Raw genomic sequence first — 21,671 nt, 5'->3', positions numbered from 1 at the left:
GGGCGTGCATCGAGCGCGTCGAGCCGGCGCTCTCCGGGACGAGCGCCCTCGAGCGCATCCTGGTCGTCGGCGAGAGCGGCGATCGCAGCTTCGAGCGGTGGGTCGCGGACACTCCGGCGCAAAAGGTGACGGCGGCGGCCACCAGGCGCGACGAGCCCGCGTTCTGGCTGTGGACCAGCGGGTCCACCGGGCGCCCGAAGGCGGCGGTGCACGCGCACCAGGACTGGCCGCATTGCTGCGAGCTCTATGCACGCGGAGTGCTGGGCTTGTCCGCTGTGGATCGTTGCTTCTCCGCCAGCAAGCTGTTCCACGCATACGGCCTCGGGAACGGTCTGGTGTTTCCGTTCTGGGTCGGGGCGAGCACGGTGCTGGCTCCGGACCGGCCGACTCCGGACGTCACGTACCGGATCCTGCAGGAGGCGAAGCCGACCGTCTTCTACGGAGTCCCGACGCTCTACGCCGCCATGCTTGCGCAGAAGGACGTGACGCACGATCTCTCTTCCCTGCGCCTTTGCGTCTCGGCCGGCGAGCCGCTGCCCGGCGAGCTGTTCACGCGATGGAAGACCCGCTTCGGCACCGAGATCCTCGACGGCATCGGGTCCACGGAAGTGCTGCACATCTACGTGTCGCCGCGGAGAGGCCAGGCCAAGCCCGACTCCACGGGGAAGCCCGTCGACGGATACGAGGTCCGGATCATCGATGAGAACGGCGCGGAGGTTCCGCGCGGCGAGACCGGCGACCTGATCGTGCGCGGCCCGAGCACTGCGACGATGTACTTCAACCGTCTCGAGCAGACCCGCTCCAAGATGCGCGGCGAGTGGTTCTTTACCGGCGACAAGTTCCGGCAGACGGAGGACGGCGAGTTCCACTACGTGGGCCGCTCCGACGACATGTTCAAGGCCGGCGCGGAGTGGGTATCGCCGACGGACGTCGAGGCGGCCCTCGTCTCGCACGCGGCCGTGCTCGAGGCGGCGGTCACACCGCGGGCAGACGGCGGCCTGCTGCGGCCCCAGGCGCACGTCGTCCTCACCGAAGGCCGCCCGGAAACGCCCGAGCTCGCCGAAGAGCTCCGCCAGCACGTCCGCTCGCGCTGCGCCGGCTACATGGTGCCGAAGCAGATCCACTTCGTGAAGGAGCTGCCGAAGACCGCCACGGGCAAGATCCAGCGGTACCTGCTGCGCGGCGAGACGCCGTGAAGGTCCGGGGCGTCGACCTGCACGTCGAAGATACCGGCGGAACGGGACCGGCGATCGCCTTCTCGCACGGGTTGCTCTCGAGCGTCTCGATGTGGCGCTTCCAGTTGGCGGCGTTCCGGGATCGCTTCCGCTGCGTCGCGTGGGACCACCGCGGCCAGGGCCGGAGCGAGTTGACCGAAGGCGGCTACGACATGGACACGCTCGCCGACGACGCTGCCGCGCTCATTGCGCAGCTGGGAATTGCGCCGGTCCATTTCGTGGGCCTGTCGATGGGCGGATTCGTGGGGATGCGGTTGGCCGCACGGCGGCCGGAGTTGGTGCGCTCGCTGGCGTTGATGGAGACGGCGGCGGACGCGGAACCGTGGCGGAACGCGCTGAAGTATTCGGCGATGAGCTTTCTCGCGCGCTTCCTCACCATCCGACCATTCGTGCCGGCGGTGACGAAGATCATGTTCGGGCGGACCTTTCGCTCCGACCCCGGGCGCGCGGCGCTGCGCGAAGCGTTCGGGGGCGAGCTGATCGGGAACGATCTGACGGGAATGCGGCGCGCTCTGGACGGCGTCCTCTCACGAAGACCGGTCAGCCCGCAGGAGCTCGCGAGCATTCGCGCCCCTGTGCTGGTCGTCTCCGGAGAGGAAGACACCGCCGTCGTTCCCGCGCGCTCGATACGGCTTGCGGCGCAGATTCCAGGGGCGAAGTTCGTCCGCCTTCCACGAGCGGGGCACACCTCGTCGATGGAGGAGCCGGAAGCGGTCAATCACATCCTCGGCGAATTCTGGGGTTCCGCCGCGGGAACACGCGCCGCGGCTGATGCGCGCCGGGACTAAGCCCATTGCGCCGCGAGATCGAACGCATTGCTTCGGAACGATCGCGTACTCGATCCGGAGGTCGAGTGGAACGAGCGCGCTCGCATCGGGCGCATGCGGCTCGGGCTGTCAGACCGCCCCATACACCAATGCGCCAGGCCTAGGCCGCGAGCTCGAGCTGCGCCTCGAGCGGGTCGAGCGCGCCGAGGACCGCTGCGCCATACGGTCCGGCTCGGACGCAGGCCTCATGCACCGGAACGCCAACGGCGAGAAAATACGTCAGCGCCCCGGCGAAGCTGTCGCCGGCGCCGTATGCCCCGCCGCCTTCCGGCTTCCGAGGCGGCGCCGGGAAGCGCTGCGGTCCTCGCGCTGTGTGCACGGTCCCGCCAGTTGCGCCCTCGGTGAGCACGAGGGCTTCCGGTCTTTGCCCGGCAGGAAAATCGTCCAGCGAGCACGCCTCTCGGGGATCGAGGGCGCTGCCGACGACGACATCGGCGCGGGCTCCGGAGCGGAGCAGGGCCGGCCGCCGGCGGGCGGTCACCACCAGCAGGCGCGCCGATCGCGCGGCCACCAGGGCGGCGGGATCCTGCGCGGTGAAGTACGCAGCGTCGCACGAGCCGAGCGCCTCCCAAGGCAGGGGATCGGTGCGCTGCGGATGCAAGGGCTCGCCGACCACCACGATGGTCCGTTCGCCGTCGGGCGTGATCATCACGACGTCGCGAGTGTGCGCCTGCGGCCGCCGCGCGGAGAAGATCCGCGCGCCGGTGCGCGAAAGGCGCTCCAGCACTTGCGCCGCGGCATCGTCGTCGCCGGCGGCGGTGTACAGCAGGACCTCTGCCGGCGACCGCGTGAGCTGGAAGAACGCCACGCCGCCGCCGCCACCAGGAAACGAGCGCGGCGATTCGAGATGGGCGATATCGCCGGGGCGCGGAACGGCCGGAACGCGCCCCAGCGTGACGTGCTCGACGTGACCGATGACCGCGACGCGCATGCGCGCCGCACTCGGCAACTACTTCGCCGCTCCCGCGGCGGTGGGCGTAGCGGAGTTGATCGGCGCCGCGCCCTGTTTCTGCTGCGCTTCTGCGGGCGGATCAGTGACCAGCGCGCAGCCCGTCTTCGGCTTGGGGACGCCGAACCAGCGATTGGTGTCGGTGCAGGTGTAGCGGCAGACGCCGCTCTCGGCACGGCCCTCGTCGTTTACGACGCACTTGCCGGGATTGTCGATCTCCAGCAGCGCCGCCTTGATCAGGCCCTTTTCCTGCAGCTCGGGCTCCTTGTCGTACGCCGCCTGCAGATCCGCCCTCGCCGCAGCATCGCGGTGATGACGGACGTATTCGATGATCAGCTGCTTCGCTTCCCAGTCGGTCTCCGCGGGCAACATCTGCGCGAGCTGCGGGGTCGTCTTCCACCCCTTCGTGCTCATCAATCTGTAGAGAGCACCCAGGTAGACGTTCTTGCGCGCCTTGTCCTTGTTGGCGAGCGCGGTCTCCATCGCGGCGATGGAGCCCTTGCTGCCCTCGGCATAGAGCGCGTCGAGCGCGAAGCAACTGTAGACGGGATACTCGTCCTTCACCACGGGGCACTTCTCGAGGACCTCGGCGTACACCGGCACGCCGGAGCTCTCCAGCGCTTTGACGACCCGCTGCACGGTCCTGGGATCGTTGCCCCGGATGCAGTCGTGCTTGATCGCAGAACGGCGGACGACGTCGTCGAGCACCTCGGCCTTGGGACGGCGATCGCGCTGGATGGCGACGGCGAAGAGCTTCGCGTTCAAGCTCTTCGGAAAGCAGTCCGGCGGCTTCAGATCCGGCTCGAGCTGCTCGATTTCCTTCAGCTCTCGCGCGTGCTTGGATTCCGGGCCGTAATAGTCGTAGAGGGCGTAACCGCCAAAGGCAACCACGCCTGCGCCGATGAGGATGGGGCGGATATTCATGGCGCGGATGCTACGCCGATGACCGGGCATGGAGCCAGCGCGAGCGCAGCAGATTTTGCCCGCGATACTGAATATTTTCTCGACGCAGAGCGGCGCGGCTGTGCTAGCTTCCCGCGCTTCATGTTGCACGAGGCCGACCGCGGCGATTGGGCGGACGCGCTGGAGCAGGGCCGCATCGTTCACTTCACGAAGTGCCCGATACCGCTTCCAGCGCCGGATGATCAGGGGTTTCTCCGCGAGGGTCTGTCCCCATTCCTCCGTCGCAAGAACGTCAGCTACTACCCCGGCGCGGAGAAGCTGGCGGGCATCCAGGCGCCCGCTTTGGTGCGCGACCGCGCGCAGAGGGTCCTGCGCGAGCATTGGTTCCAGGTGCGGGAATTCCTCGGGCGCGCCATGCCCGGCTTCACCCGCGGCTGGACGCCCGGGACCTCCAGCTTCCGCCCCGTGGAGGAACGGGGCCGCGGCCTTTCGCCACACGCGAGCAACGAGCTCGTCCACGTGGACGCGGGCGCCTACGGCGCGACCCACGGCGATCGCATCCTGCGCTTCTTCGTCAACCTGAACCCGTCGCGGGCCCGGGTCTGGATCAGCAAGGGGACGTTCGAGGAACTGTTCCACCGCCACGCGGAGGACGCCGGCGTCGGCAAAGGCGCGCTGGAGCCGGCGTTGCCGGAACGCGTGCTCACGAGTCTGCTCAACGTGGCGGGCAAGGCGTTTCCGATGGCGCGGGTGATCGACAGCTCGCCCTACGATCGCCGCATGCGGCGGTTCCATAACTGGATGAAGGACACGCCGTCGTTCCAGCAGCCACCCTACGAACGGTTCTCCTTCGCGCCCTGGTCGGCGTGGATGGTGCTGACGGACGGCGTATCGCACGCCTGTATCGAGGGGCAGCACGCGCTCGTCGATACCTTCCTCATCCCCCTGCGCAATTGCCGCAGGCCCGCGCCCTACCATCTGCTGGCAGGGGCGGCGTGACCCAGACGGTACTGGTGCTGCGGTTCAGCGCCGTCGGCGACGTGGTGCTGACCGCGCCCGCCATCGGCGCCCTCCGCCAAGCCTGGCCGGAAGCGCGCATCGTGTACGCCATCAAGGAGAGGCTCGCCCATCTGGTCGAGCACAATCCGGACGTCGACGACGTGATCGCGCTGCGCGACGGGGAGGGGCCTCTTTCGTACGTGCGACGCCTGCGCGCCGTGCAGCCGACGGTGGTGCTGGACCTCCACGCCAAGATCCGCAGCCGGATCCTGCGCGCGCTCTTGCCCGGAGTCCGGAAGGTGGTGTGGCACAAGCGCGACTTCCGCGACACGCTTCCCGTCAAGCTCGCGCTGCGCCCCTACCACGCGTCGATGCTCTTTGCCGACCGCTACCACGCCGCCGTCGAGGAGCTCGTCGGGCGTCCGCTGCCCAAGGGAAAGCTGCAGTACGTGCTCGGGCCCGAGGATCTCGCGGTCGCGGACGGCGTGCTGCGCAAGACGGGCCTCGACCCTTCGCTGCCGCTGGTCGGACTCTCGCCTGGAGCAAACTGGGCCACCAAACGCTGGCCGGCGGAGCGCTTCGCCGGTCTGGCACGCCGCGCCCTGGAACGAGGGCTGCAGGTGGCGGTCCAGGGGAGCGCGGCGGAAGCGCAGCTGGCGCAGACAGTGGTGCGCGGCGCTCCCGGCGCGGTCGATCTCTCCGGCAAGCTGGACCTGCGCGGCCTCGGGGGTTTCATCGCGCGCTGCACCGCGTTCGTCGCGAACGACAGCGGCCCGATGCACATGGCGCGCGCTCTCGGCGTTCCGACGCTGGCGTTCTTCGGATCGACGGATCCGACGATGTTCGATTTTCACGGCCACGAGGTCCTCTTCGCCAAGGTTCCCTGCGCGCCGTGTTCCTTCTTCGGAAGACGCCGCTGCCCGCGCGGCCATTTCCGCTGCATGCTCGACCTCGGGGAGGAGCGCGCCTGGGCGGCCCTTCTGCCGCTGCTCTCCGCGGGACGCCTGCCGCTGCTCTCGGCGTGAGCTGGCCGCGTGCCCCGCTCCTCATGGTCTCGAGCTCGTCGCGGACGGGGCCCGTGGAGGGCCTGATCTCGCTGGCCCGCGAGCTGCGCGGGCAAGGCCTCGACGCACGATTTGCGGGAGACACCGTGCGATCCGGCGAGAACCTCGGGGAGCACCTCGCCCACGCCGGCGTTCCCTGGGAGACCGGGCTGCGCCTGTCGAGGAAGGTACGCCTGCGCGATCTGATCCACGATTCCGCGCGACTCGCCGCTTTCGCACGGGAACGCCGATACGACGTCTTTCACGCCGCGTTTGCGCACGACCACTCGCTCGCGTTGTGGGCAGCGCGTCGGGGGCGGAATCCCGAGCTGCGCGTCATCCGCGCCGCGCAGCGGCGGGCGGACGTGACCGCGGGCGCGCTCGGACGGCGCCTCTGGTTCCTGCGCAGGACGGACGGCGTCGTGGTCCACAGCGCGAAGTACCGGGATGCGCTGCTCGCGCTCGGGCTCGACGAGCGCCGCGTCGCGCACGTACCGGCAGCGGTCGACGCGCATTGGTTTTCGCCCGGCAACGCTCGCGAATTGCGCAGCCAATGGGGTATCCCGCTGGACGCCCCGCTCGCCGGCATCGTCGCGCGCATGAAGCCAGACCGAGGCCATGCGGCGCTGCTGCAGGCGTTCGCGCACGTCGAGCGTGAAGTGCCGCAGGCATGGCTCGTGATCGTCGGGCGCGGCGAGGAGGAGGCGCCGCTCCGGGCACTCGCGCGCGAGCTCGGGCTCTCGCGCGCCGTCTTCGTCGGGTACCTTCGCGGGCCGGGGCTGGTGCAGGCTTATCGCGCTCTCGACGTCGCGGTCTGGTTGCGCGAGGGGAACGACGGCGGCTGCCGCGGCGTGCTCGAGGCAATGGCGTGCGGTGTGCCGGTCGTCGCCGGGAGCGATGGAGCTCCGAGGGAGCTGGTGGGCGAAACAGGTCGCCCCGTCGCGGCCGAAGACGCCCGCTCGATCGCCCTCGCGCTGGGCGAGCTCCTCGGCGACCTCGGTCGGGCGCGACAGCTCGGCCGCGCGGCGCGGGAACGCGCACTGGACTTCACCCCCCGTCGGGCTGCCGGCGAGACGCTGGCCTTCTGGAGACGCCTCCGGGATCTGCCCCCGATCGCCGGCCGATGAAGACGCCGGGCGTCCATCTCGTCCACAAGGCGGTCGGTCAGACCAGTTTCTCCCTGGTGCAGTCGTTCATGGAGGAGGTCCGCGCCGCCGGCATCCGCCGGGACAAGCTGCCGGTCTGCCATGGCGGCGCTCTGGACCCGTTCGCCGAAGGGCTCATCCTGCTTCTCGCCGGCCAGGCGACGCGGCTGATGGATCTGCTGCACCCGATCCCGAAGACCTACGTGGCCACCGTCGCCTGGGGAAGCGAGACGGACAACGGCGACCTGCTCGGTCGCGTGGTGGCGCGAGGCCAGGGTCGGCGTCTCACGGCGGAGCGCCTGGACGGCGCTCTTGCAGAGTTCGTCGGATGGCGGGACCAGGTGCCTCCACCGACGAGCAACAAGCGCATCGACGGCGAGCGGGCCTACCGCAAGGCGCATCGCGGCGAGCCGGTCGAGCTGCCACCTTCGCGCGTCTACCTGCACGAGGCGCGGTGGCTGTCGCATCGGCTGCCGGAGTCGAGCACGCTCTTCCTGGTCAGCGGCGGCGGCTACTACGTGCGCTCGCTGGCCCGCGATCTCGGCCGCGCGACCGGCGCTCGCGCACACCTGACCGCGCTCCGTCGCGTCTCCGTCGGGCCCTGGGAAGATCCGGCGCCGGGCCAACGAATCGCCGTTGTCGGCGCCGCCTTGTTTCCCTGGTGCGCTTCGGTCCACGTCGACGCCCAGGAGGTGAAGGCGCTCCGAGCGGGGAAATCCATCCCCCGCCGCCCGGTGGAGCCTGCGCAATGGCCGTTGCCGGCCGGCTTTCCGGATCCCGGCCCTCCGCTTCGCGCCCTGCACGAAGGAACGTTGGTCGCCATGCTGCGCGGGCGCGGCGAAGAGCTCGCGGGGGATCCCGTGCTGCGCAGCCCGCTATAGGCTGACGACGGCGCGAACCCCCGTCGCCGTCAGCTTCTGGCGGAGCCGCCAATACTCCTTCCAGGGATCCTCTCCGAGGCGCGCCGCCACCGATTCGATGTTGAACCGGCCGGGGTCGAGGCGCGGTGTCAGCTCGTCCCAGCCGATCGGCAGCGACACGGGCGCGCCGTTCCGAGCGCGAGGGGAGAACGCCGCGATCGACGTGTTCGTTCGATTGTTACGCAGGTAGTCGAGGAGGATCTTCCGCTCTCGCCCCGCCTTTGCGTACTGCGTGGTGAACCCTTTCCGATGCTGCCGCTCCACCGCTTCCGCGAATGCTCGCGAGAAGGCGAGACACTCGCTCCAGTCGCGCTCGCGCGCGAGGGGGACCACCACGTGCAACCCACGGCCGCCCGTGGTCTTGACGAAACTGCGCAGGCCCGCGACGGCGAGCGCGTCGCGCACCAGCCGCGCTCCCGCCACCACTTCGCGCCAGGCCACGTCAGGGCCGGGATCGAGGTCGATCACGATGCGGTCCGGCCGCTCGATGTCGTCGTCGCGGCTGTTCCAGGTGTGGATCTCGATCACGTCCATCTGCGCCAGCGCGATCACCGCCTCGGCGGTGTCCGCGATCAGGTACTCGCCGAGCTTGGTCTTTTCCTGGATGCGCACGCGCCGGAGCGCCTCCGGTGCCCACACCTTGGAATGCTTCATGAAGTAGCACCCGTCGCCGATCTCCTTCGGGCAGCGGACCAGCGTCAGAGGCCGGCCGCGCAGGTGCGGCAGCTCATGCTCGGCGACGGCGTCGTGGTAGCGCGCGAGGTCGAGCTTCGTGTAGCGCTGCGCCGGATACACGATCCGAGCGGCGTGGCTGAGGCCGATGCCGCGTACCTCGGTGCGCTCGCGCTTGACCTGCCGCGCCGGCTTGTCCTCGCGCAAGCCCTGGAAGGAGGGATGGCGGACGTGACCGCCCTCTGTCCACTCGGTGAACGTCACTTCCGCGAGCAGACGCGGCTGCACCCATCGTGCGCTGCGGCCCAGCCATCCGGGAGGAGGCGGCTCGAACGGGCACGCCGACGTCCGCAGCGAATCGAGTCTCTTGCGCAGCGCGCGCGAGGAAGCCTGCGTGAAGCCCGTGCCGACCTTGCCGGCAAACCGGAGCCTGTCGTTCTCGTAGAGTCCGACGAGGAGCGCCCCGATCCCTTCGCGCGAGCCGGACGGCTCGGTGAATCCACCGATGACGAGCTCCTGCCGCAGCACGCACTTGGACTTGAGCCATCCCGGGCTGCGCCCCGCTCGATGCGCCTGGTCACGGCGCTTCGAAACCAGTCCCTCGAAGCCGAGCCTGCACGCCTCGCGGAAGACCTTGCCTCCGCCGCCCGCCCAGTGGCGGGAGAACCGGATCGGCCCGGCGTCGGGAACGATTCTGCGGAGCGCTTCCTTGCGGGCCTCCAGGGGCTCGCGCGAGACGTCGACGCCGTCCAGCTCGAAGAGATCGAAGACGAAGTAGACGAGCTCGCCCTGCCGCTCCCCGGCGAGCGATTTCTGCAGGGCCTGGAAGCTGGTGCGGCCGTCCGGAAGCAGGACGGCGATCTCGCCGTCGATCTGCGCGCTGCGCGCTTTCAGCGCCTTTGCCGCCGCGACGATCTCGGGAAAGTCGCGGGTCCAGTCGTTGCCGCGCCGGCTCCAGAGGGTTACCGCCCGGCGCTGGATGCGGCAGCCGATCCGGTAGCCGTCGTACTTGACCTCGTGCAGCCAGCCGTCACCTTCCGGCGGGGCTTGAGCGCGAAACTCGAAGGAACCTGCCACTGCGGCAACATTGCGATCGTGCTCGAGACGGAGCAAGACCCGCGCGAGCTTCCGCTGCGCGCCTGCGACTGCAGCTTCTGCCGCCGGCATGGCGCCCGCACGATCTCGGACCCGGCGGGGCGCGCGCGGGTCGGCATCCAGGATCAGTCGCTGGTCTCCCGCTACGTCTTCGGACTGCGCACGGCGGAGATGGTCGTGTGCGCACGCTGCGGCGTGTACTGCGCGGCGATGATGCGTGAAGGCGACAGGGCCTGGGCGGTGCTGAATGCCAACGTGTTCCGCGATCCGGCCTTCGACCGGCGGCCGCAGAGCGTCTCCTACGAAGGCGAGACACCGGACCAGCGCATCGCCCGTCGCAAACGCCTCTGGACTCCCGTCGCGCTATTTGAACCGTGACAGCACGGAGAGCACGGCGTCGATGTCCGCTTCGGTGTGATCCGCCGAAACCTGGAAGCGGATGAGTTGCTCGCCGCGGGGCACGACCGGATGGTTGAGACCGGTCGCCAGCACACCGTTTTCGCGGAGGAAGCGGACCAAAGCGCCGGTCCGCTCGGTGTCGCGCACCATGAGCGGCACCACCGGATGCTGCCCGGGAATGGTCTCGAATCCGACGCGGACGAGGCCGTCGCGGAACCGCTGCGTCATCGCCCGCAGGTGCGAGAGAAGGGCGACGCCTTGCGGACTGCGGATCAGCTCCAATGCCGCCAGCGCCGCGGCCGCCTCGCCGGGCGCGATCGGGTTCGAGTAGATGTAGAAGGGGTTTTTCTCGCGCAGCCAGCGGATCAGCGGCGCGTCCGTCGCGATGTATCCGCCGTTGACGCCCATCGCCTTCCCCAGCGTCCCGACGAGCACGTCGGCGCGGCCGCCGGTCACCTCCTCGGTGCCGCGGCCGGTGGTCCCGAATCCCCCCACGCCGTGGGAATCGTCGACGACCAGGACGCATCCGCGCGGAAACCGCGGATCGTACTTGCGGCAGAGAGCGGCGATGCGATCCACCGGCGCATGGTCGCCCCGCATGCTGAAGACACCGTCGGTGATGACCAGCGCGCCTTCGGCCTGGCCGATCGATTCCTCGAGCCGCTGCTCCAGCGCGCGCAGGTCGAGATGGCCATACACCTTGCGGGCCTTGTTGGGGGCGAGCTTCATCCCGTTGACGATGCAATTGTGGTTCAGCTCGTCGGAGACCAACACCGTCTCGGACGTGGAGAGGCTGAAGAGGACGCCCGCCACCGCCGTGTAGGCGGATCCGGCGACCATCGAAGCCGGGCGGCCGTGAAACTCGGCCAGCGCGACTTCCAGCTCCACATGCGGCTCGTAGGTGCCGCTGATGAACCGGACGGCGCCGGGCCCGACGCCGTATGCCTCGGCAGCGTCCTGTTCCGCCTCGATCAGCTCGCTGCGCAAGGAAAGCCCGAGATAGGAGTTCGAGTTCATCCGGATGAACTCGCGGTCGCCGAAATCTTCCAGCAGGAAGCGAGGACCGCGTCCGGTCTGTGGCGGCTTCACCGCGACCACGACCTGCTCGTCGGCCTTGGCGGTGCCTGCGGCTTCGAGGTGAGCGAGCTGCGCCTTCAGATCCTCGAGGAGCTTGTCCAGCGGCATGGGTCCCTCAGTGCATCTTCTGCAGCATGTCGTCGACCATCGCGTCGAGGCCGTAGCGTGGCGCCCACTTCCATTCCTCGCGCGCTGCGCTGTCGTCGACCGATTCCGGCCAGGAATCCGCGATGGCCTGCCGCCGGGGATCGACGGCGTACTCGATGTGGAAGGCGGGAATCCGCTTCTTGATCGCCTCGGCGATCTCCGCGGGCGTGAAGTCGACCGCGCCGAGGTTGTACGCATTGCGGTGGATGAGCCGGGCGGGCTCGACTTCCATCAGCTCGATCATCGCGCGGATGGCGTCGGGCATGTACATCATCGGCAGCCGGGCATCTGCGCGCAGGTAGCAGGTGTAGACGCCGTGCTGGAGAGCCTGGCGGAAGATCTCCACCGCGTAGTCGGTGGTGCCGCCTCCGGGCTCCGTCTGGTACGAGATGAGTCCTGGAAAGCGCAGCCCGCGCGTGTCCATGGCGAAGCGCCGGTGGTAGTCCTCGCAGAGCATCTCGCCCACCACCTTGGTGACGCCGTACATGGTGGTGGGACGCTGGATGGTGACCTGGGGAGTCCGCTTGCGCGGCGTGTCCGGTCCGAAGGCGCCGATGGAGCTGGGGAAGAAGAGCGCGCACTTGTACTGCCGCGCCGCCTCCAGCACGTTGACCAGTCCGTTCACGTTCAGCTGCCAGGCCTGAAGCGGGCGCTGCTCGCCGACCGCGGAGAGAAGGGCGGCGAGATGGTAGATGGTGTCCACGCGATGGATCTGCATCACGCGCGTGAGGTGATGCGGATCCATGCAGTCGACGAACTCGAAGGGGCCACCGTCGCGCAGCGACGGGTCCTGGGGCATCCGGACGTCGCTCGCGACCACCGCGTCGCCGCCGTAACGGTCGCGGAGCGCGAGCGTCAGCTCCGAGCCGATTTGCCCCACCGCACCGGTCACCAGAATCCGCTTCATCGACGCTCTGCCTCCAGGAAAGTGGCCCTCCTTAGCAGGTCGGCGGGTGGTTCTCCAGCGGCTTTCGTTGGGCGAATTTCACGTACAGGACAAGGTCGTAGCCCGCCTTCAGGAGGCCGGCGCAGACGAGCGGCCAGCCGAATGCGCTTTTCTGTAGCAAAGCGCCGGCCAGAAGCGGTGCCACCGCCGCGGCGAGGCTGCGCGGGACGTTGGTGACGCTGGCCGCCGCCGCGCGCTCCTCGCGCGGGACCATCGCCATCACGTAGGCCTGCCGGGCGGGCACGTCCATCTGCGAGAGCATGGCGCGCAGGAGCAGGAAGAAGGCCGCCAGCGGCAGCGTCGGCATCACGCCGGCGAGCAGCAGGAAGGCGTTCGACGGCAGGTGCGTGAAGACCATGGTCCGGACATGGCCGATCCGCGCGGCGATGCGCGCGGAGACGAGCTGGGAGAAGGCGCCGAGGACGTTGACGGCGAAGAAGATGGCGCCGGCCTGGCTCACCGGAACGTCGAATCGCCGGAACAGCCAGAGGGCGAGGATGGACTGCACGACGAATCCGCCGCCGAAGGAGTCGACCGAGAAGAGCGCCGCGAGCTGCAGCACGACGCCGCGCGACTTGTGCAGCGGCGGCGCGCGTGTCGCAGGCGGGGGCTCCAGCGCCGGGGAGAGCTTGCGGTAGGCGAGCGCCGAGAAGGCACCGAACGCGGCATAGACGAGAAAAGCGCCGCGTTCCGCCTGTCCCGCGGATGCCGGCGAGAGCGCGTCCGGCAGTCCGGCCGCGAGCGCGCCAAGGGCGCCGGCGAGCGCACCGGCGAGGTTGTACCAGGCGAAGAGCGCGGTCCGGTCGGCCGGCGCGGCCGCCTCGGCGAGCACGGCCTGCTCGGTGGGAAGGAAGAGGGTCACGTCCCCGGACGATGGGTTCAGCGTTCCCACGAACGCCACCAGGAGCAGCGCCCAGAAGTCCGTGGCGAGGTAGAACGCGATGCCGGTCAGACACATCAGGATCGCGGAAGCGAACAGCACTCCGCGGCGCGGGAAGCGATGGCCGAGCAGGCCGACCGACAGCAACAGCAGCGCCGACCCGAAGAGGGTAGCCGTGGCGATGGCCCCGATCTGCAGAGGCGTGAAGCCGAGACGCGACAGGTAGCTTGCGAGCAGGACGCTGGCGATGCCGTCGGCGAATCCGCGGGCCGCGCGCGTCGCGATCAGGCGCGGAGCATCGGGCGTCGCGGTCGACGGGAGCAGGCGCCTCACCGCGCAACCCATGCGACACAGGAGGAGCTCCTGCAACCCTTGCGTCGCGCCCTCTTGAAATTCATTCTCTTTCCGTTGGTGCTGCGCCGGAGGATGCCATGACTGTCGCCCGCGATCTGCGTGCGATTGCGCTGTTCGGAGGGATTGCCCTTTTCAGCGCGACCGCTGTCAAAGGTCAGGATGTTCCCGAGCGGTTAGAATCGTGGCGTGCTGCGCGAGGATGCACAACAGGCGGGCGGGGCGACCCGGGCCGACGCCGATCCGGTGTGGCGGTGCGCATCCTGCGGCGCGGAGGTGGCGCGCGCTCGCGACCGCATCCCGCTCGACGGCGCCGCGACCCGGGCGTTCGTGAACCCCGAGGGAATCGAATACGTCGTTGCCGGATTCTCCGAGGCGGCCGGCTGCTCCGAGGTGAGCGATCCATCTCCGTACTGGAGCTGGTTCCCCGGATGCTCCTGGCAGGTCTCGCTTTGCCGCAGCTGCTCGGCGCACCTCGGCTGGCGGTTCAGCGGAGCGGCGCGCTTCTACGGACTGATCGTCGACCGGCTCACCGCGCCCTGAGCATCCCCAGCGCATACGGCAACGCCACCTCGACGCGCAAGGGCCGCGGTCCGAGCGTGAACGGCGTGAAGCCGCGCCCGCGGAGCAGGTCGATCTCGAACGGCACCCATCCTCCCTCCGGCCCGATGGCAACGACGGCGCGCTCCGCTCCACGGGACGCCGCGATCTCCGCGGCGGGATGCGCGACGAAGCGGGCGGTCCGAGGCCAAAGCGCGTCCAGCTCGTCCTCCACGAAGGGACGGAACCGCTTCCGGACGAGGACGTCGGGCAGGTGCGTGTCCCTCGCCTGCTCGAGGCCGAGCATGAGCAGCTCGCCCATCGCCTCCGGGTCCAGCGCCGGGGAATCGAAGTAGCTCTTCTCCACCCGCGCCGCGTTCACCAGTACGATCCGGTCGACGCCGAGCGAAGCCGCCGACGGAAGGATCCTCCGCAGCGCCTTCGGCCGGGGAAGCGCCAGCAGCAGATCGATCCCCGGTCGCGCAGGCGGCGCCTCCGTCAGCGAAGTGAGGATCACCAGCTCGCGCTCGTCGAGCTGAAGCACCTGCCCGAGTCCCGTCGCGCCCCCCAGCACGCCGACGCGCAGCGTGTCGCCGTGCGTCAGCCGCAGGATCTCGCGCGCATGCACGAGCCGCCGTCCCGACAACCGCGCGGTCCCGTCGGGACGCACCTCTTCCGGGCCGAGCAACAGAAGGTTCATGGCCGGCCATCCATCGCACGATTGTAGCGATAGAATGTGCTCGTGCGCCTGTTGCAGCATCGGATCGCCGGGCCCGAGCCGTGCCCCTATCTGGAAGGCATCAGCTCGACGACCGAGACCATGCTGATGACGGGCGTCAGCCCGGCCGAGCTGGACGATCTGCTCGTGCGCGGCTGGCGCAGGTTCGGCCCCGTCTACTTCCGCCCAGTGTGCGCGACCTGCGACGAGTGCGTCTCCGTCCGTGTCCCGGTTGCGACCTTTTCGCCTTCACCGAACCTGCGCCGCGTGCTCCGGCGCGGCAGCCATCTGCGGATCGAGGTTGGTGAGCCGCTGGTCGACGACGAGCGCCTCGAGCTCTATCGCCGCTGGCACACGAGCCGTGAAGCGAGGCGTGGGTGGAAGCCGGATCGCATCGGCGTCGAGTCCTACGCCATGCAGTTCTGCTTCCCGCACGCCGCTGCGCGCGAGTTCTCCTATTGGGACGGTGAGGAGCTGATGGGGATCGGCATCGCCGACGAGACTCCGCACGCTCTCTCCGCCGTGTACTGCTATTACGATCCGGACCGCAGCCATCTCTCGATCGGCACGTATAACGTGCTGCGCGCGATCGAATACGCGCGGCATCGCCGGCTCTCCTACGTGTACCTCGGTTACCGCGTCGAGGGCTGCCCTTCGCTGGAGTACAAGGGGCGTTTCCGCCCCCAGGAGCGACTCCGCGGCCGCGTCGATGCTCCACACTCTCCGAGATGGGAGCCAGCTTGAAAATGCACCAGGAATCGGTCCGCGTCGAGCCGGGCGGGCGAGGTCTCCATGACGTGACCGACGCCGTCCGCCGCGTCGTGCACGCCGCCGGTGTCCGGACCGGACTCTGCAACGTTTGTGTACAGCACACCAGCGCCTCGCTGGTCGTCCAGGAGAACGCCGACCCGGCCGTGCGGCGGGATTTGGAAGCGTTCTTGGCGCGGCTCGCGCCCGAAGGCGCCGACTACGAGCACGAGGAAGAGGGGCCGGACGACATGCCTTCGCACATCCGCGCCGCGCTCACCCGGACCGCGGAGACGCTGCCCGTGAGCGGCGCAGAGCTCGCGCTCGGAACGTGGCAGGCGATCTACCTCTGGGAGCATCGCCGCGCGCCGCACCGTCGGACGTTGGTCGTCACGGTGTGGGGACTGTAGAGCGCATCGTACAGTCCAATACGTAGCCGCAAAGCCGCGCGGCAGCGGCTATGCTTCATCCAATGAAGTTCAACCGCCGCATGGGGCGCTACCTCGAGGACCTGCGCAGCCGCGCCGTGGACGCCGTGGTGCCGCGCGGCCCTGACGTCCAGATCGTCGAGACCGGCGGCTGTTTCCTCCTGCGCGGATTCGTCAGCAAGCCGCACTTGAGCCCGGTCGATTTTCCCGACGAGACCGCGCTGGAGTGCAGCGCGAACAAGCTGCGGATGGAGACGATGCTCGATGCGCGGCTGGTGCGCTCCTGCCCGTTGCTCCTGTTGACCGCCGGCCTTCTCACCGCGCAGGTGGTGTCGTCGGCGCTTGCGCGCTACGGCGATCGCTTCAACGTCATCCTCTCCTACGACGGCGAGGGTTGCGCGGTGCGCTTCCACAAGATCCGTGAAGGGCAGCGGTGGCTGGCGGAGGACCTCGAGGGTTACGTCGACGAGGGCGTCCTCGTCTTCGAAGCGGGAGCGCAGAACGCGGTTCCGCAGCTCCTTCACGCATGAAAAATTGATCGCGAGGCCAGTTCGTGATGCCCATGTTGGCTGCATGGACCGCGATCACGATGGCGCCGGTGAACGCTCGCGCGCCGCGCCGGTGAGCAGACAGGCGGCCCAGAACGAGGAGCAGCGGCGCCCGGTCATCGGGGTGATCGGCGATGGCCAGCCGGGCTCGGAGCGCGAGCGCATGGCTGCGGAGGTCGGGGCAGCTCTCGCGCGCGCCGGAGTCCACCTGGTTTGCGGCGGTCTCGGCGGCTGCATGGAGGGCGCGTCGCGCGGATACAAGGAGGCGAACGGCGCCGGCATCTGCCTCGGGCTGTTGCCCGGAACCTCGCGCTCCGAAGCAAATCCGTGGGTGGATCTCGCCATCCCGACCGGCGTCAATTCCGCGCAGGGCGCTCTGGTCGCCATGGCGGTCGACGCCGCCATCGTCCTCGGCGGGGGCGGTGGGACGCTCAGCGAAGTCGGCTTGCTTCTCCGCGACGGCAAGCCGGTGGTGGCGCTGGATCGCACCGGCGGAGCCGCCCAGCTGGTCGGCGGCCATCAACTGGGACGGGTGCGCGTGCTGCTCGCGCACGGGGCGGAGGAAGCCGTCCGGTTGGTGCTGGAGAAGATTCGCGACAAGCACCCCGAAAAGGCGATGGACATCGAGAAATAAGCGGCTATGCAGTCGCCGGGCGTTTCCGCGAAGGCGGAAATGCCCTTTCCGGGGCGAAGTATTCTGCGATCTTCTCCTCCGCCTCAGCCCCAAAGAGAATCCTGCAGGCCTCGCGCAGCCCGGGCGCCGCCCGGATCTCCTCTTCGCGCACCACCTGCGCAATCTTCGACCGGCGGCGCAGGAAGTCCTCGAGCTTCACCACCATCTCGCGCCGCGCCGCCTCGTCCAGCTCGCAGCGGATGTACTCGCTCGTTTCGATGATCACCTCCGCCTGCCGCGGATCGCGGCGGATCGCTTCGAGCAGCCCCAGCGCTTCCGAGCCGTACCGGCGCCACAGGCGCGTGGACAGCTTCTCGCTCGCGCTCGGCGAGGTGAGCGCGTCCAGATCCATCAGCCGCGCCTGGTGGAAGTACTCGTCGCGCACCGCGTCCGCCGGCTCGCCGTACCAGACAAGGCCGGCGAAGGGCAGCGCCACGCCCAGCCTCTGCGCCTCGGCGCAGATCTCATCGCCGACGTTGATGCAGTCGGTGAGCTTGCCGCCGAAAATGGTGAGCCGCCGGCGCGGCACGTCGGTCTCGATGGCGTGCTTGCGCGAGAGCTGGGTCCAGTCGCGCGCGCCGTTGCCGGTGCCGGAGACGACCAGCGGCCGGACCCCGCAACGCTCGGCGATGACGTCGCCATCGCCGAGCGGCCGCGCCAGCCGCAGGCGCTTGTTGATGTTGTCGAGCACGAAGCGCCGGTCGTCGGGCGTAACCTCGACTTCGGGGCGTTCCACGCGCGTGTCGGTCGTGCCGATGCAGGTCTTCGCCTGCATGGGAATGACGAAGAAGAGGCGGCCGTCGTCGGCGAAGAAGGTCAGCACCCGGCGGTGCGCGGTCAGTCGGTCGACGATGACGTGGATGCCTTTGGAGAACACATGATGGTGCGCCGTGGAGATGCCGTCCCGCGCATTCACCTCGTCGGCGTAGGGCCCGCAGGCGTTGATCAGCACCGAGGAGGCGATGGTCAGGTCGCGGCCGCTGACCACGTCGCGCGCCCTCGTCACCCAGCCGTCACCGGTGCGGCTGGACCCCAGCGCCTCGACGTAGTTCGCGGCGACGCACCCGCGGTCTAGCGCGGAGCGGATGAACCCCCAGACGAAGCGGGCATCGTTGTCGTGCAGATAGGAGTCGGAATACTCGAACCCGCCGGAAAGGCCGCGGGTGTCGACCACGGGCTCGTCCCGCTCGATGTCCGCGGACGAGAGCAGGCGAGGGGCGCGGGTGAAGAACCCTCCGATCGCCCAGTAGAGGAGGGCGCCAAGCCAGAGCTTGAGGCGGCCGTGGCGGAAGCCGCGGGCGACGGAGGTGAAGAACCGGATCTCCTGGACCGTGCTCGGATAGGCGCGGATGAGGCGGTTGCGGGCGCGGCAGAGCTTGCGCACGAGCCCGAACTCGTACGTCTCCAGGTACTTGATCCCGCCCCAGGCCAGGTTCGAGGACTGCTGCGACGTCACCGACGCGAAATCGCCGCGCTCGATCAGCGCGACCCTTGCTCCACGCGCCGCCAGCGCCGCGGCCGATACGGCGCCGTTGATGCCGCCGCCGAGGACGAGGACGTCGAACCGCTGTTCGCCGAGCTTGTCCACGTTGGTCTCGCGGAGCGTGGGCGCGGGTTGGCTCATGCGGCCAAGATACACCGGCCGACGCGGTCCCAGAGCAGGCGAAATCGCGCGTCGTCGAAGCCCGATCCGGAACGGAGGAACGTGGCCCCCGCCGATTCGTAGTGCCCGATCACATCCAGATGGTCGCCGAGCACGATCCCTTCCGCGCGCCCGCTGAGCGTTTGCGACCAGGCAGGAACGATGCCGTCGTTGGACGTCGGCTGTGGGACGAGCTTCCGCTGGCCGATCCACGGCCCTTCCGGGACGACGGCGGGGGGCGGCGGCTGGCTGGCCGCGAGTGTCCAGGTCACGTCGTAGAGGACACGCTGGAGCGGGGCGGAGATGAAGGTCAGCGGCGAGAGCCCGGCGCGCGGCGCGACCGAGACGAAGCTGATCGGCGCGACCGGATCCGCTCCGGCAAGGCTCCGGTTCAGCTCCCCCATCGCCTCCGGCGTGAGGTCGTCCAGCAGCCGGTGATCGCCGGCAACGTCGGCGAGGAAGCGGCGGATCTGGTGCGCGGTGTCGTCGTCCACGTCGGCGAGCTGCGCGATCACCTCGTCGGTGGGCGTGGTCCGCAGCGCCGCGGCGCGCTTGATCAGGTTCCACACTGCCCCGGCCTGTCCCGCGATCCGCAGTCGTCCCCGGCTGGCGAGAATGCTCCCGAACCAGAGTGCAGGCACCGCGGCCCAGGTGGTCCGGCCGAGGCGGCGCGCGAGCGGGGTTCCGTAGAAGGGGGCGGAAACGGTGATGACCGAAGCGACGCGGCGGATCATCTCCGCGCGCTCCGGCACCCCGCTGTAGAGCGGATGCGCGAGAAGGCGCACGTCGACGCCGCCAGTGGAATGCCCGACCAGATGGAGACGCGTGGCGCCCGCTCCAATCAGCTCCGTCACCTTCGCGTGCAGCGAGCGGACGCGGTCCGCGACCGACGCCGCGGGCGGCGGTTGGTGGACGACGAATCGCAGCGGACGCAGATGGGCCCGCAGGAGCGCGTCCTCGACGCGCGCGAAGTACTCGATCAGCGGCCGGTCCGGATGCCCGAAACTGCCGAACCCGAAGAACCCCGGCACGAACACCACCAGCTCTGCCATCGGGAGATGCTTCGCCTGCCCGAGTGCAGCCGTCCAGTGCCGTAGGTATGCTTACACCGTGCTGCAGGGTCCCATCGCGCCCATGCTCGCGAAACTCGCGGGCGCTCTCCCCGAGGGCAACGGCTGGATCTTCGAGCCGAAGTGGGACGGATTTCGCGCGCTGGCGTTCCGCGACGGCGATCACCTCCTGCTGCAGAGCCGGGACCTGAAGCCGCTCAACCGATACTTCCCGGAGCTGGAGGAGCCGCTGCTGAGCCAGGTTCCGCGGCGCTGCGTGCTCGACGGGGAAATCGTGATTGCCGGCCCGAATGGGCTCGATTTCGACGCCTTGCTCCTTCGCATTCATCCGGCCGCTTCCCGGATCAAGCTGCTCGCTTCGCAGACGCCGGCCTCCTACGTCGCCTTCGATCTGCTCGCTCTGGACGACGAGGACCTTCGGCAGGCGCCGCAAGAGGAGCGCCGGCGCCGCCTCGAGCGCGTGCTCGCAGGCGTCAGGCCGCCGCTGTACCTGACGCCTGCGACGCGAGACCGGGCCGTGGCGCAGGACTGGTTCTCGCGGTTCGAAGGCGCCGGATTCGACGGCGTGGTCGCGAAGCGCGTCGAGGAGATCTACCAGCCCGACAAGCGGGTGATGCTGAAGGTCAAGCACCAGCGCACCGCGGACTGCGTCGTAGCGGGCTTCCGGTGGCACAAGAACGGCCCGGGGACGATGATCGGCTCGCTCCTGCTCGGTCTCTATGACGACGGGGGCAAGCTCCATCACGTGGGCGTCACTTCCTCGTTCACCGCGGCGAAGCGCAAGGATCTGGTCGGGGAGCTCGCGCCGCTGCGCGAAGGGGCGGCGGATGCGCATCCCTGGCGGGAGTGGGCGCAGTGGACGGGCGATCAACGCATGCCCGGCGCCTCCTCCCGCTGGAACCGTGGCAAGGATCTCTCCTGGGAACCGCTGCGAATCGAGCGCGTCTGCGAGGTGGCGTACGATCACCTGCAGGGCGATCGGTTCCGCCACGCGACGACTTTCCTGCGCTGGCGGCCTGACAAGCCGCCTTCGGAATGCCGCTACGACCAGCTCGAGGAGACCGCTCCCGCTGAGCTGCGGCAGATCTTCGGCGCACCGGGTCTCAGGGAATGAACGCGAAGGCTGATCAAGTGGCCTGTGCCCAGGACACATCACTCGGACTGTTCGCCGGTGCAGTTGGCCACTATGCTCCGGCGCGTGCCTGCCCGGAAGGAGCTCCTCCAGATCGAAGGGCGGGAAGTTCCGATCTCGAATCCGGACAAGGTGTTCTTTCCACAGCGCGGCTACACGAAGCTCGATCTGGTCCGCTACTACCTCGCGGTCGCGGAGGGCGCGCTCCGCGGCGCTGGCGGACGGCCCATGGCGCTCAAGCGCTACGTGCACGGAGCCGAGGGCGAGTTCTTCTTCCAGAAGCGGGCGCCGGAGTCGCGGCCGCTCTGGATCGAGGTGGTGGAGCTGAAGTTCCCTTCCGGCCGGACGGCCCGCGAAGTGGTGCTGCGGGACGCCGCGCAGCTGGTCTGGATCATCAACCTCGGCTGCCTCGATCTCCATCCGCACCCGGTGCGCGCCGAGGACCTCGACCATCCCGACGAGCTGCGCGTCGATCTGGATCCCGTCCCCGGCGTTCCTTGGGCGCAGGTGCGAGAGGTCGCGCTGCTCGCGCGCGAGGTGCTCCAGGAGCACGGACTCACCGGCTGGCCGAAGACGTCGGGCTCG

At 69.3% G+C, this 21,671-nt stretch carries 22 protein-coding genes; 14 read left to right on the top strand and 8 right to left on the bottom strand.

Going from position 1 to position 21,671, the window contains the following annotated elements; translation table 11 throughout:
• A partial coding sequence (locus E6J58_00445; GenBank protein ID TMB44229.1) for a benzoate-CoA ligase family protein occupies positions 1–1,196 on the top strand: 1,196 nt, incomplete at its 5' end.
• Complete coding sequence (locus E6J58_00440) at positions 1,193–2,023, top strand: alpha/beta fold hydrolase (protein TMB44228.1); 831 nt, start codon at positions 1,193–1,195, stop codon at positions 2,021–2,023. The genes E6J58_00445 and E6J58_00440, both read left to right, overlap by 4 nt.
• Before the next feature lie 139 nt (positions 2,024–2,162).
• Here the strand turns inward: E6J58_00440 and E6J58_00435 are convergent, their stop codons facing one another.
• On the bottom strand, positions 2,163–2,993 hold the full coding sequence (locus tag E6J58_00435; protein TMB44227.1) for a sugar kinase: 831 nt from the start codon (positions 2,991–2,993) through the stop codon (positions 2,163–2,165).
• On the opposite strand from E6J58_00435, the gene E6J58_00430 reads away from it, so the two are divergent.
• From E6J58_00430 to E6J58_00415, 4 genes are read left to right on the top strand one after another with little or no spacing between them, the layout of a single operon-like run.
• On the top strand, positions 2,910–4,913 hold the full coding sequence (locus E6J58_00430) for a hypothetical protein (GenBank protein TMB44226.1): 2,004 nt from the start codon (positions 2,910–2,912) through the stop codon (positions 4,911–4,913). The two genes, E6J58_00435 and E6J58_00430, sit on opposite strands and share 84 nt — an antisense overlap.
• Positions 4,772–5,938, top strand: coding sequence for a glycosyltransferase family 9 protein (locus E6J58_00425; GenBank protein TMB44225.1), 1,167 nt, complete (start codon positions 4,772–4,774; stop codon positions 5,936–5,938). Before E6J58_00430 ends, E6J58_00425 begins: the two co-directional genes overlap by 142 nt.
• A complete protein-coding gene (locus E6J58_00420) occupies positions 5,935–7,083 on the top strand; it encodes a glycosyltransferase family 4 protein (GenBank protein TMB44224.1) in 1,149 nt (382 codons plus the stop codon). Before E6J58_00425 ends, E6J58_00420 begins: the two co-directional genes overlap by 4 nt.
• Positions 7,080–7,982 carry a tRNA pseudouridine(55) synthase gene (locus E6J58_00415; GenBank protein ID TMB44223.1) on the top strand — a complete coding sequence of 301 codons (903 nt, stop codon included), beginning with the start codon at positions 7,080–7,082 and terminating at the stop codon, positions 7,980–7,982. Before E6J58_00420 ends, E6J58_00415 begins: the two co-directional genes overlap by 4 nt.
• Here E6J58_00415 and ligD read toward each other — a convergent pair.
• Entirely contained in the window at positions 7,977–9,860 is a 1,884-nt protein-coding gene (gene ligD, locus E6J58_00410) for a DNA ligase D (GenBank protein ID TMB44222.1), read from the bottom strand. The two genes, E6J58_00415 and ligD, sit on opposite strands and share 6 nt — an antisense overlap.
• A 105-nt stretch (positions 9,861–9,965) precedes the next feature.
• Here ligD and E6J58_00405 point away from each other — a divergent pair, with 105 nt between their 5' ends.
• The gene (locus E6J58_00405) at positions 9,966–10,166 is read left to right on the top strand and encodes a hypothetical protein (GenBank protein TMB44221.1); all 201 of its coding nucleotides are present in this window, start codon (positions 9,966–9,968) and stop codon (positions 10,164–10,166) included.
• On the opposite strand, the gene E6J58_00400 is transcribed toward E6J58_00405, so the two are convergent.
• Genes E6J58_00400 through E6J58_00390 form a run of 3 tightly spaced genes read right to left on the bottom strand, consistent with a single transcriptional unit; the run spans position 10,152 to position 13,582 of the window.
• Complete coding sequence (locus tag E6J58_00400; protein TMB44220.1) at positions 10,152–11,372, bottom strand: aminotransferase class I/II-fold pyridoxal phosphate-dependent enzyme; 1,221 nt, start codon at positions 11,370–11,372, stop codon at positions 10,152–10,154. The genes E6J58_00405 and E6J58_00400 overlap by 15 nt on opposite strands.
• 7 nt (positions 11,373–11,379) lie before the next feature.
• Positions 11,380–12,318, bottom strand: a complete 939-nt coding sequence (locus E6J58_00395; GenBank protein ID TMB44219.1) for an NAD-dependent epimerase/dehydratase family protein — start codon at positions 12,316–12,318, stop codon at positions 11,380–11,382.
• Positions 12,319–12,349: 31 nt separating this feature from the next.
• A complete protein-coding gene (locus tag E6J58_00390; GenBank protein ID TMB44218.1) occupies positions 12,350–13,582 on the bottom strand; it encodes an MFS transporter in 1,233 nt (410 codons plus the stop codon).
• Positions 13,583–13,777: 195 nt separating this feature from the next.
• Between E6J58_00390 and E6J58_00385 the strand changes: the two genes are divergently transcribed.
• On the top strand, positions 13,778–14,131 hold the full coding sequence (locus E6J58_00385) for a hypothetical protein (protein TMB44217.1): 354 nt from the start codon (positions 13,778–13,780) through the stop codon (positions 14,129–14,131).
• Here E6J58_00385 and E6J58_00380 read toward each other — a convergent pair.
• Positions 14,118–14,828: a 16S rRNA (uracil(1498)-N(3))-methyltransferase gene (locus E6J58_00380; protein ID TMB44216.1), complete on the bottom strand. Its 711-nt coding sequence runs from the start codon at positions 14,826–14,828 to the stop codon at positions 14,118–14,120. The genes E6J58_00385 and E6J58_00380 overlap by 14 nt on opposite strands.
• A 36-nt stretch (positions 14,829–14,864) precedes the next feature.
• Between E6J58_00380 and E6J58_00375 the strand changes: the two genes are divergently transcribed.
• From E6J58_00375 to E6J58_00360, 4 genes are all read left to right on the top strand, one after another.
• Entirely contained in the window at positions 14,865–15,590 is a 726-nt protein-coding gene (locus E6J58_00375) for an arginyltransferase (GenBank protein TMB44215.1), read from the top strand.
• Between the two features lie 2 nt (positions 15,591–15,592).
• Entirely contained in the window at positions 15,593–16,003 is a 411-nt protein-coding gene (locus E6J58_00370; GenBank protein TMB44232.1) for a YjbQ family protein, read from the top strand.
• 62 nt (positions 16,004–16,065) lie between these two features.
• Positions 16,066–16,551 (top strand): hypothetical protein, encoded by a 486-nt coding sequence (locus tag E6J58_00365; protein TMB44214.1) that lies wholly within the window; start codon positions 16,066–16,068, stop codon positions 16,549–16,551.
• A gap of 43 nt (positions 16,552–16,594) precedes the next feature.
• Complete coding sequence (locus tag E6J58_00360) at positions 16,595–17,203, top strand: TIGR00725 family protein (protein TMB44213.1); 609 nt, start codon at positions 16,595–16,597, stop codon at positions 17,201–17,203.
• Positions 17,204–17,207: 4 nt separating this feature from the next.
• Here E6J58_00360 and E6J58_00355 read toward each other — a convergent pair whose 3' ends face one another.
• Together E6J58_00355 and E6J58_00350 are read right to left on the bottom strand one after the other, a co-directional pair.
• On the bottom strand, positions 17,208–18,866 hold the full coding sequence (locus E6J58_00355) for an FAD-dependent oxidoreductase (protein TMB44212.1): 1,659 nt from the start codon (positions 18,864–18,866) through the stop codon (positions 17,208–17,210).
• Positions 18,863–19,936, bottom strand: coding sequence for a hypothetical protein (locus E6J58_00350; protein TMB44211.1), 1,074 nt, complete (start codon positions 19,934–19,936; stop codon positions 18,863–18,865). Before E6J58_00350 ends, E6J58_00355 begins: the two co-directional genes overlap by 4 nt.
• Positions 19,937–20,018: 82 nt before the next feature.
• Here E6J58_00350 and E6J58_00345 point away from each other — a divergent pair, with 82 nt between their 5' ends.
• Positions 20,019–21,068: an ATP-dependent DNA ligase gene (locus E6J58_00345; GenBank protein TMB44231.1), complete on the top strand. Its 1,050-nt coding sequence runs from the start codon at positions 20,019–20,021 to the stop codon at positions 21,066–21,068.
• Between the two features lie 72 nt (positions 21,069–21,140).
• The coding region (locus E6J58_00340) for a DNA primase (GenBank protein ID TMB44230.1) at positions 21,141–21,671 on the top strand (531 nt) is incomplete at its 3' end.

It is taken from the genome of Deltaproteobacteria bacterium (assembly GCA_005879535.1).
In the GTDB taxonomy this organism is placed as follows: Bacteria; Myxococcota; Myxococcia; order Myxococcales; family 40CM-4-68-19; genus 40CM-4-68-19.
The sequence above is the reverse complement of the archived record's forward strand: the minus strand, read 5'-3'. Positions and strand labels throughout refer to the sequence as shown.

What these genes read in the sequence shown, in the direction of transcription:
- E6J58_00400 (TMB44220.1), bottom strand. Translation starts at nt 11,372, where the DNA reads ATGCCGCTGGACAAGCTCCTCGAGGATCTGAAGGCGCAGCTCGCTCAC.
- E6J58_00350 (TMB44211.1), bottom strand. Translation starts at nt 19,936, where the DNA reads ATGGCAGAGCTGGTGGTGTTCGTGCCGGGGTTCTTCGGGTTCGGCAGT.
- E6J58_00390 (TMB44218.1), bottom strand. Translation starts at nt 13,582, where the DNA reads ATGGGTTGCGCGGTGAGGCGCCTGCTCCCGTCGACCGCGACGCCCGAT.
- E6J58_00415 (TMB44223.1), top strand. Translation starts at nt 7,080, where the DNA reads ATGAAGACGCCGGGCGTCCATCTCGTCCACAAGGCGGTCGGTCAGACC.
- E6J58_00360 (TMB44213.1), top strand. Translation starts at nt 16,595, where the DNA reads ATGGACCGCGATCACGATGGCGCCGGTGAACGCTCGCGCGCCGCGCCG.
- E6J58_00430 (TMB44226.1), top strand. Translation starts at nt 2,910, where the DNA reads ATGGGCGATATCGCCGGGGCGCGGAACGGCCGGAACGCGCCCCAGCGT.
- E6J58_00345 (TMB44231.1), top strand. Translation starts at nt 20,019, where the DNA reads ATGCTCGCGAAACTCGCGGGCGCTCTCCCCGAGGGCAACGGCTGGATC.
- E6J58_00435 (TMB44227.1), bottom strand. Translation starts at nt 2,993, where the DNA reads ATGCGCGTCGCGGTCATCGGTCACGTCGAGCACGTCACGCTGGGGCGC.
- E6J58_00380 (TMB44216.1), bottom strand. Translation starts at nt 14,828, where the DNA reads ATGAACCTTCTGTTGCTCGGCCCGGAAGAGGTGCGTCCCGACGGGACC.
- E6J58_00395 (TMB44219.1), bottom strand. Translation starts at nt 12,318, where the DNA reads ATGAAGCGGATTCTGGTGACCGGTGCGGTGGGGCAAATCGGCTCGGAG.
- E6J58_00370 (TMB44232.1), top strand. Translation starts at nt 15,593, where the DNA reads ATGCACCAGGAATCGGTCCGCGTCGAGCCGGGCGGGCGAGGTCTCCAT.
- ligD (TMB44222.1), bottom strand. Translation starts at nt 9,860, where the DNA reads ATGCCGGCGGCAGAAGCTGCAGTCGCAGGCGCGCAGCGGAAGCTCGCG.
- E6J58_00365 (TMB44214.1), top strand. Translation starts at nt 16,066, where the DNA reads ATGAAGTTCAACCGCCGCATGGGGCGCTACCTCGAGGACCTGCGCAGC.
- E6J58_00355 (TMB44212.1), bottom strand. Translation starts at nt 18,866, where the DNA reads ATGAGCCAACCCGCGCCCACGCTCCGCGAGACCAACGTGGACAAGCTC.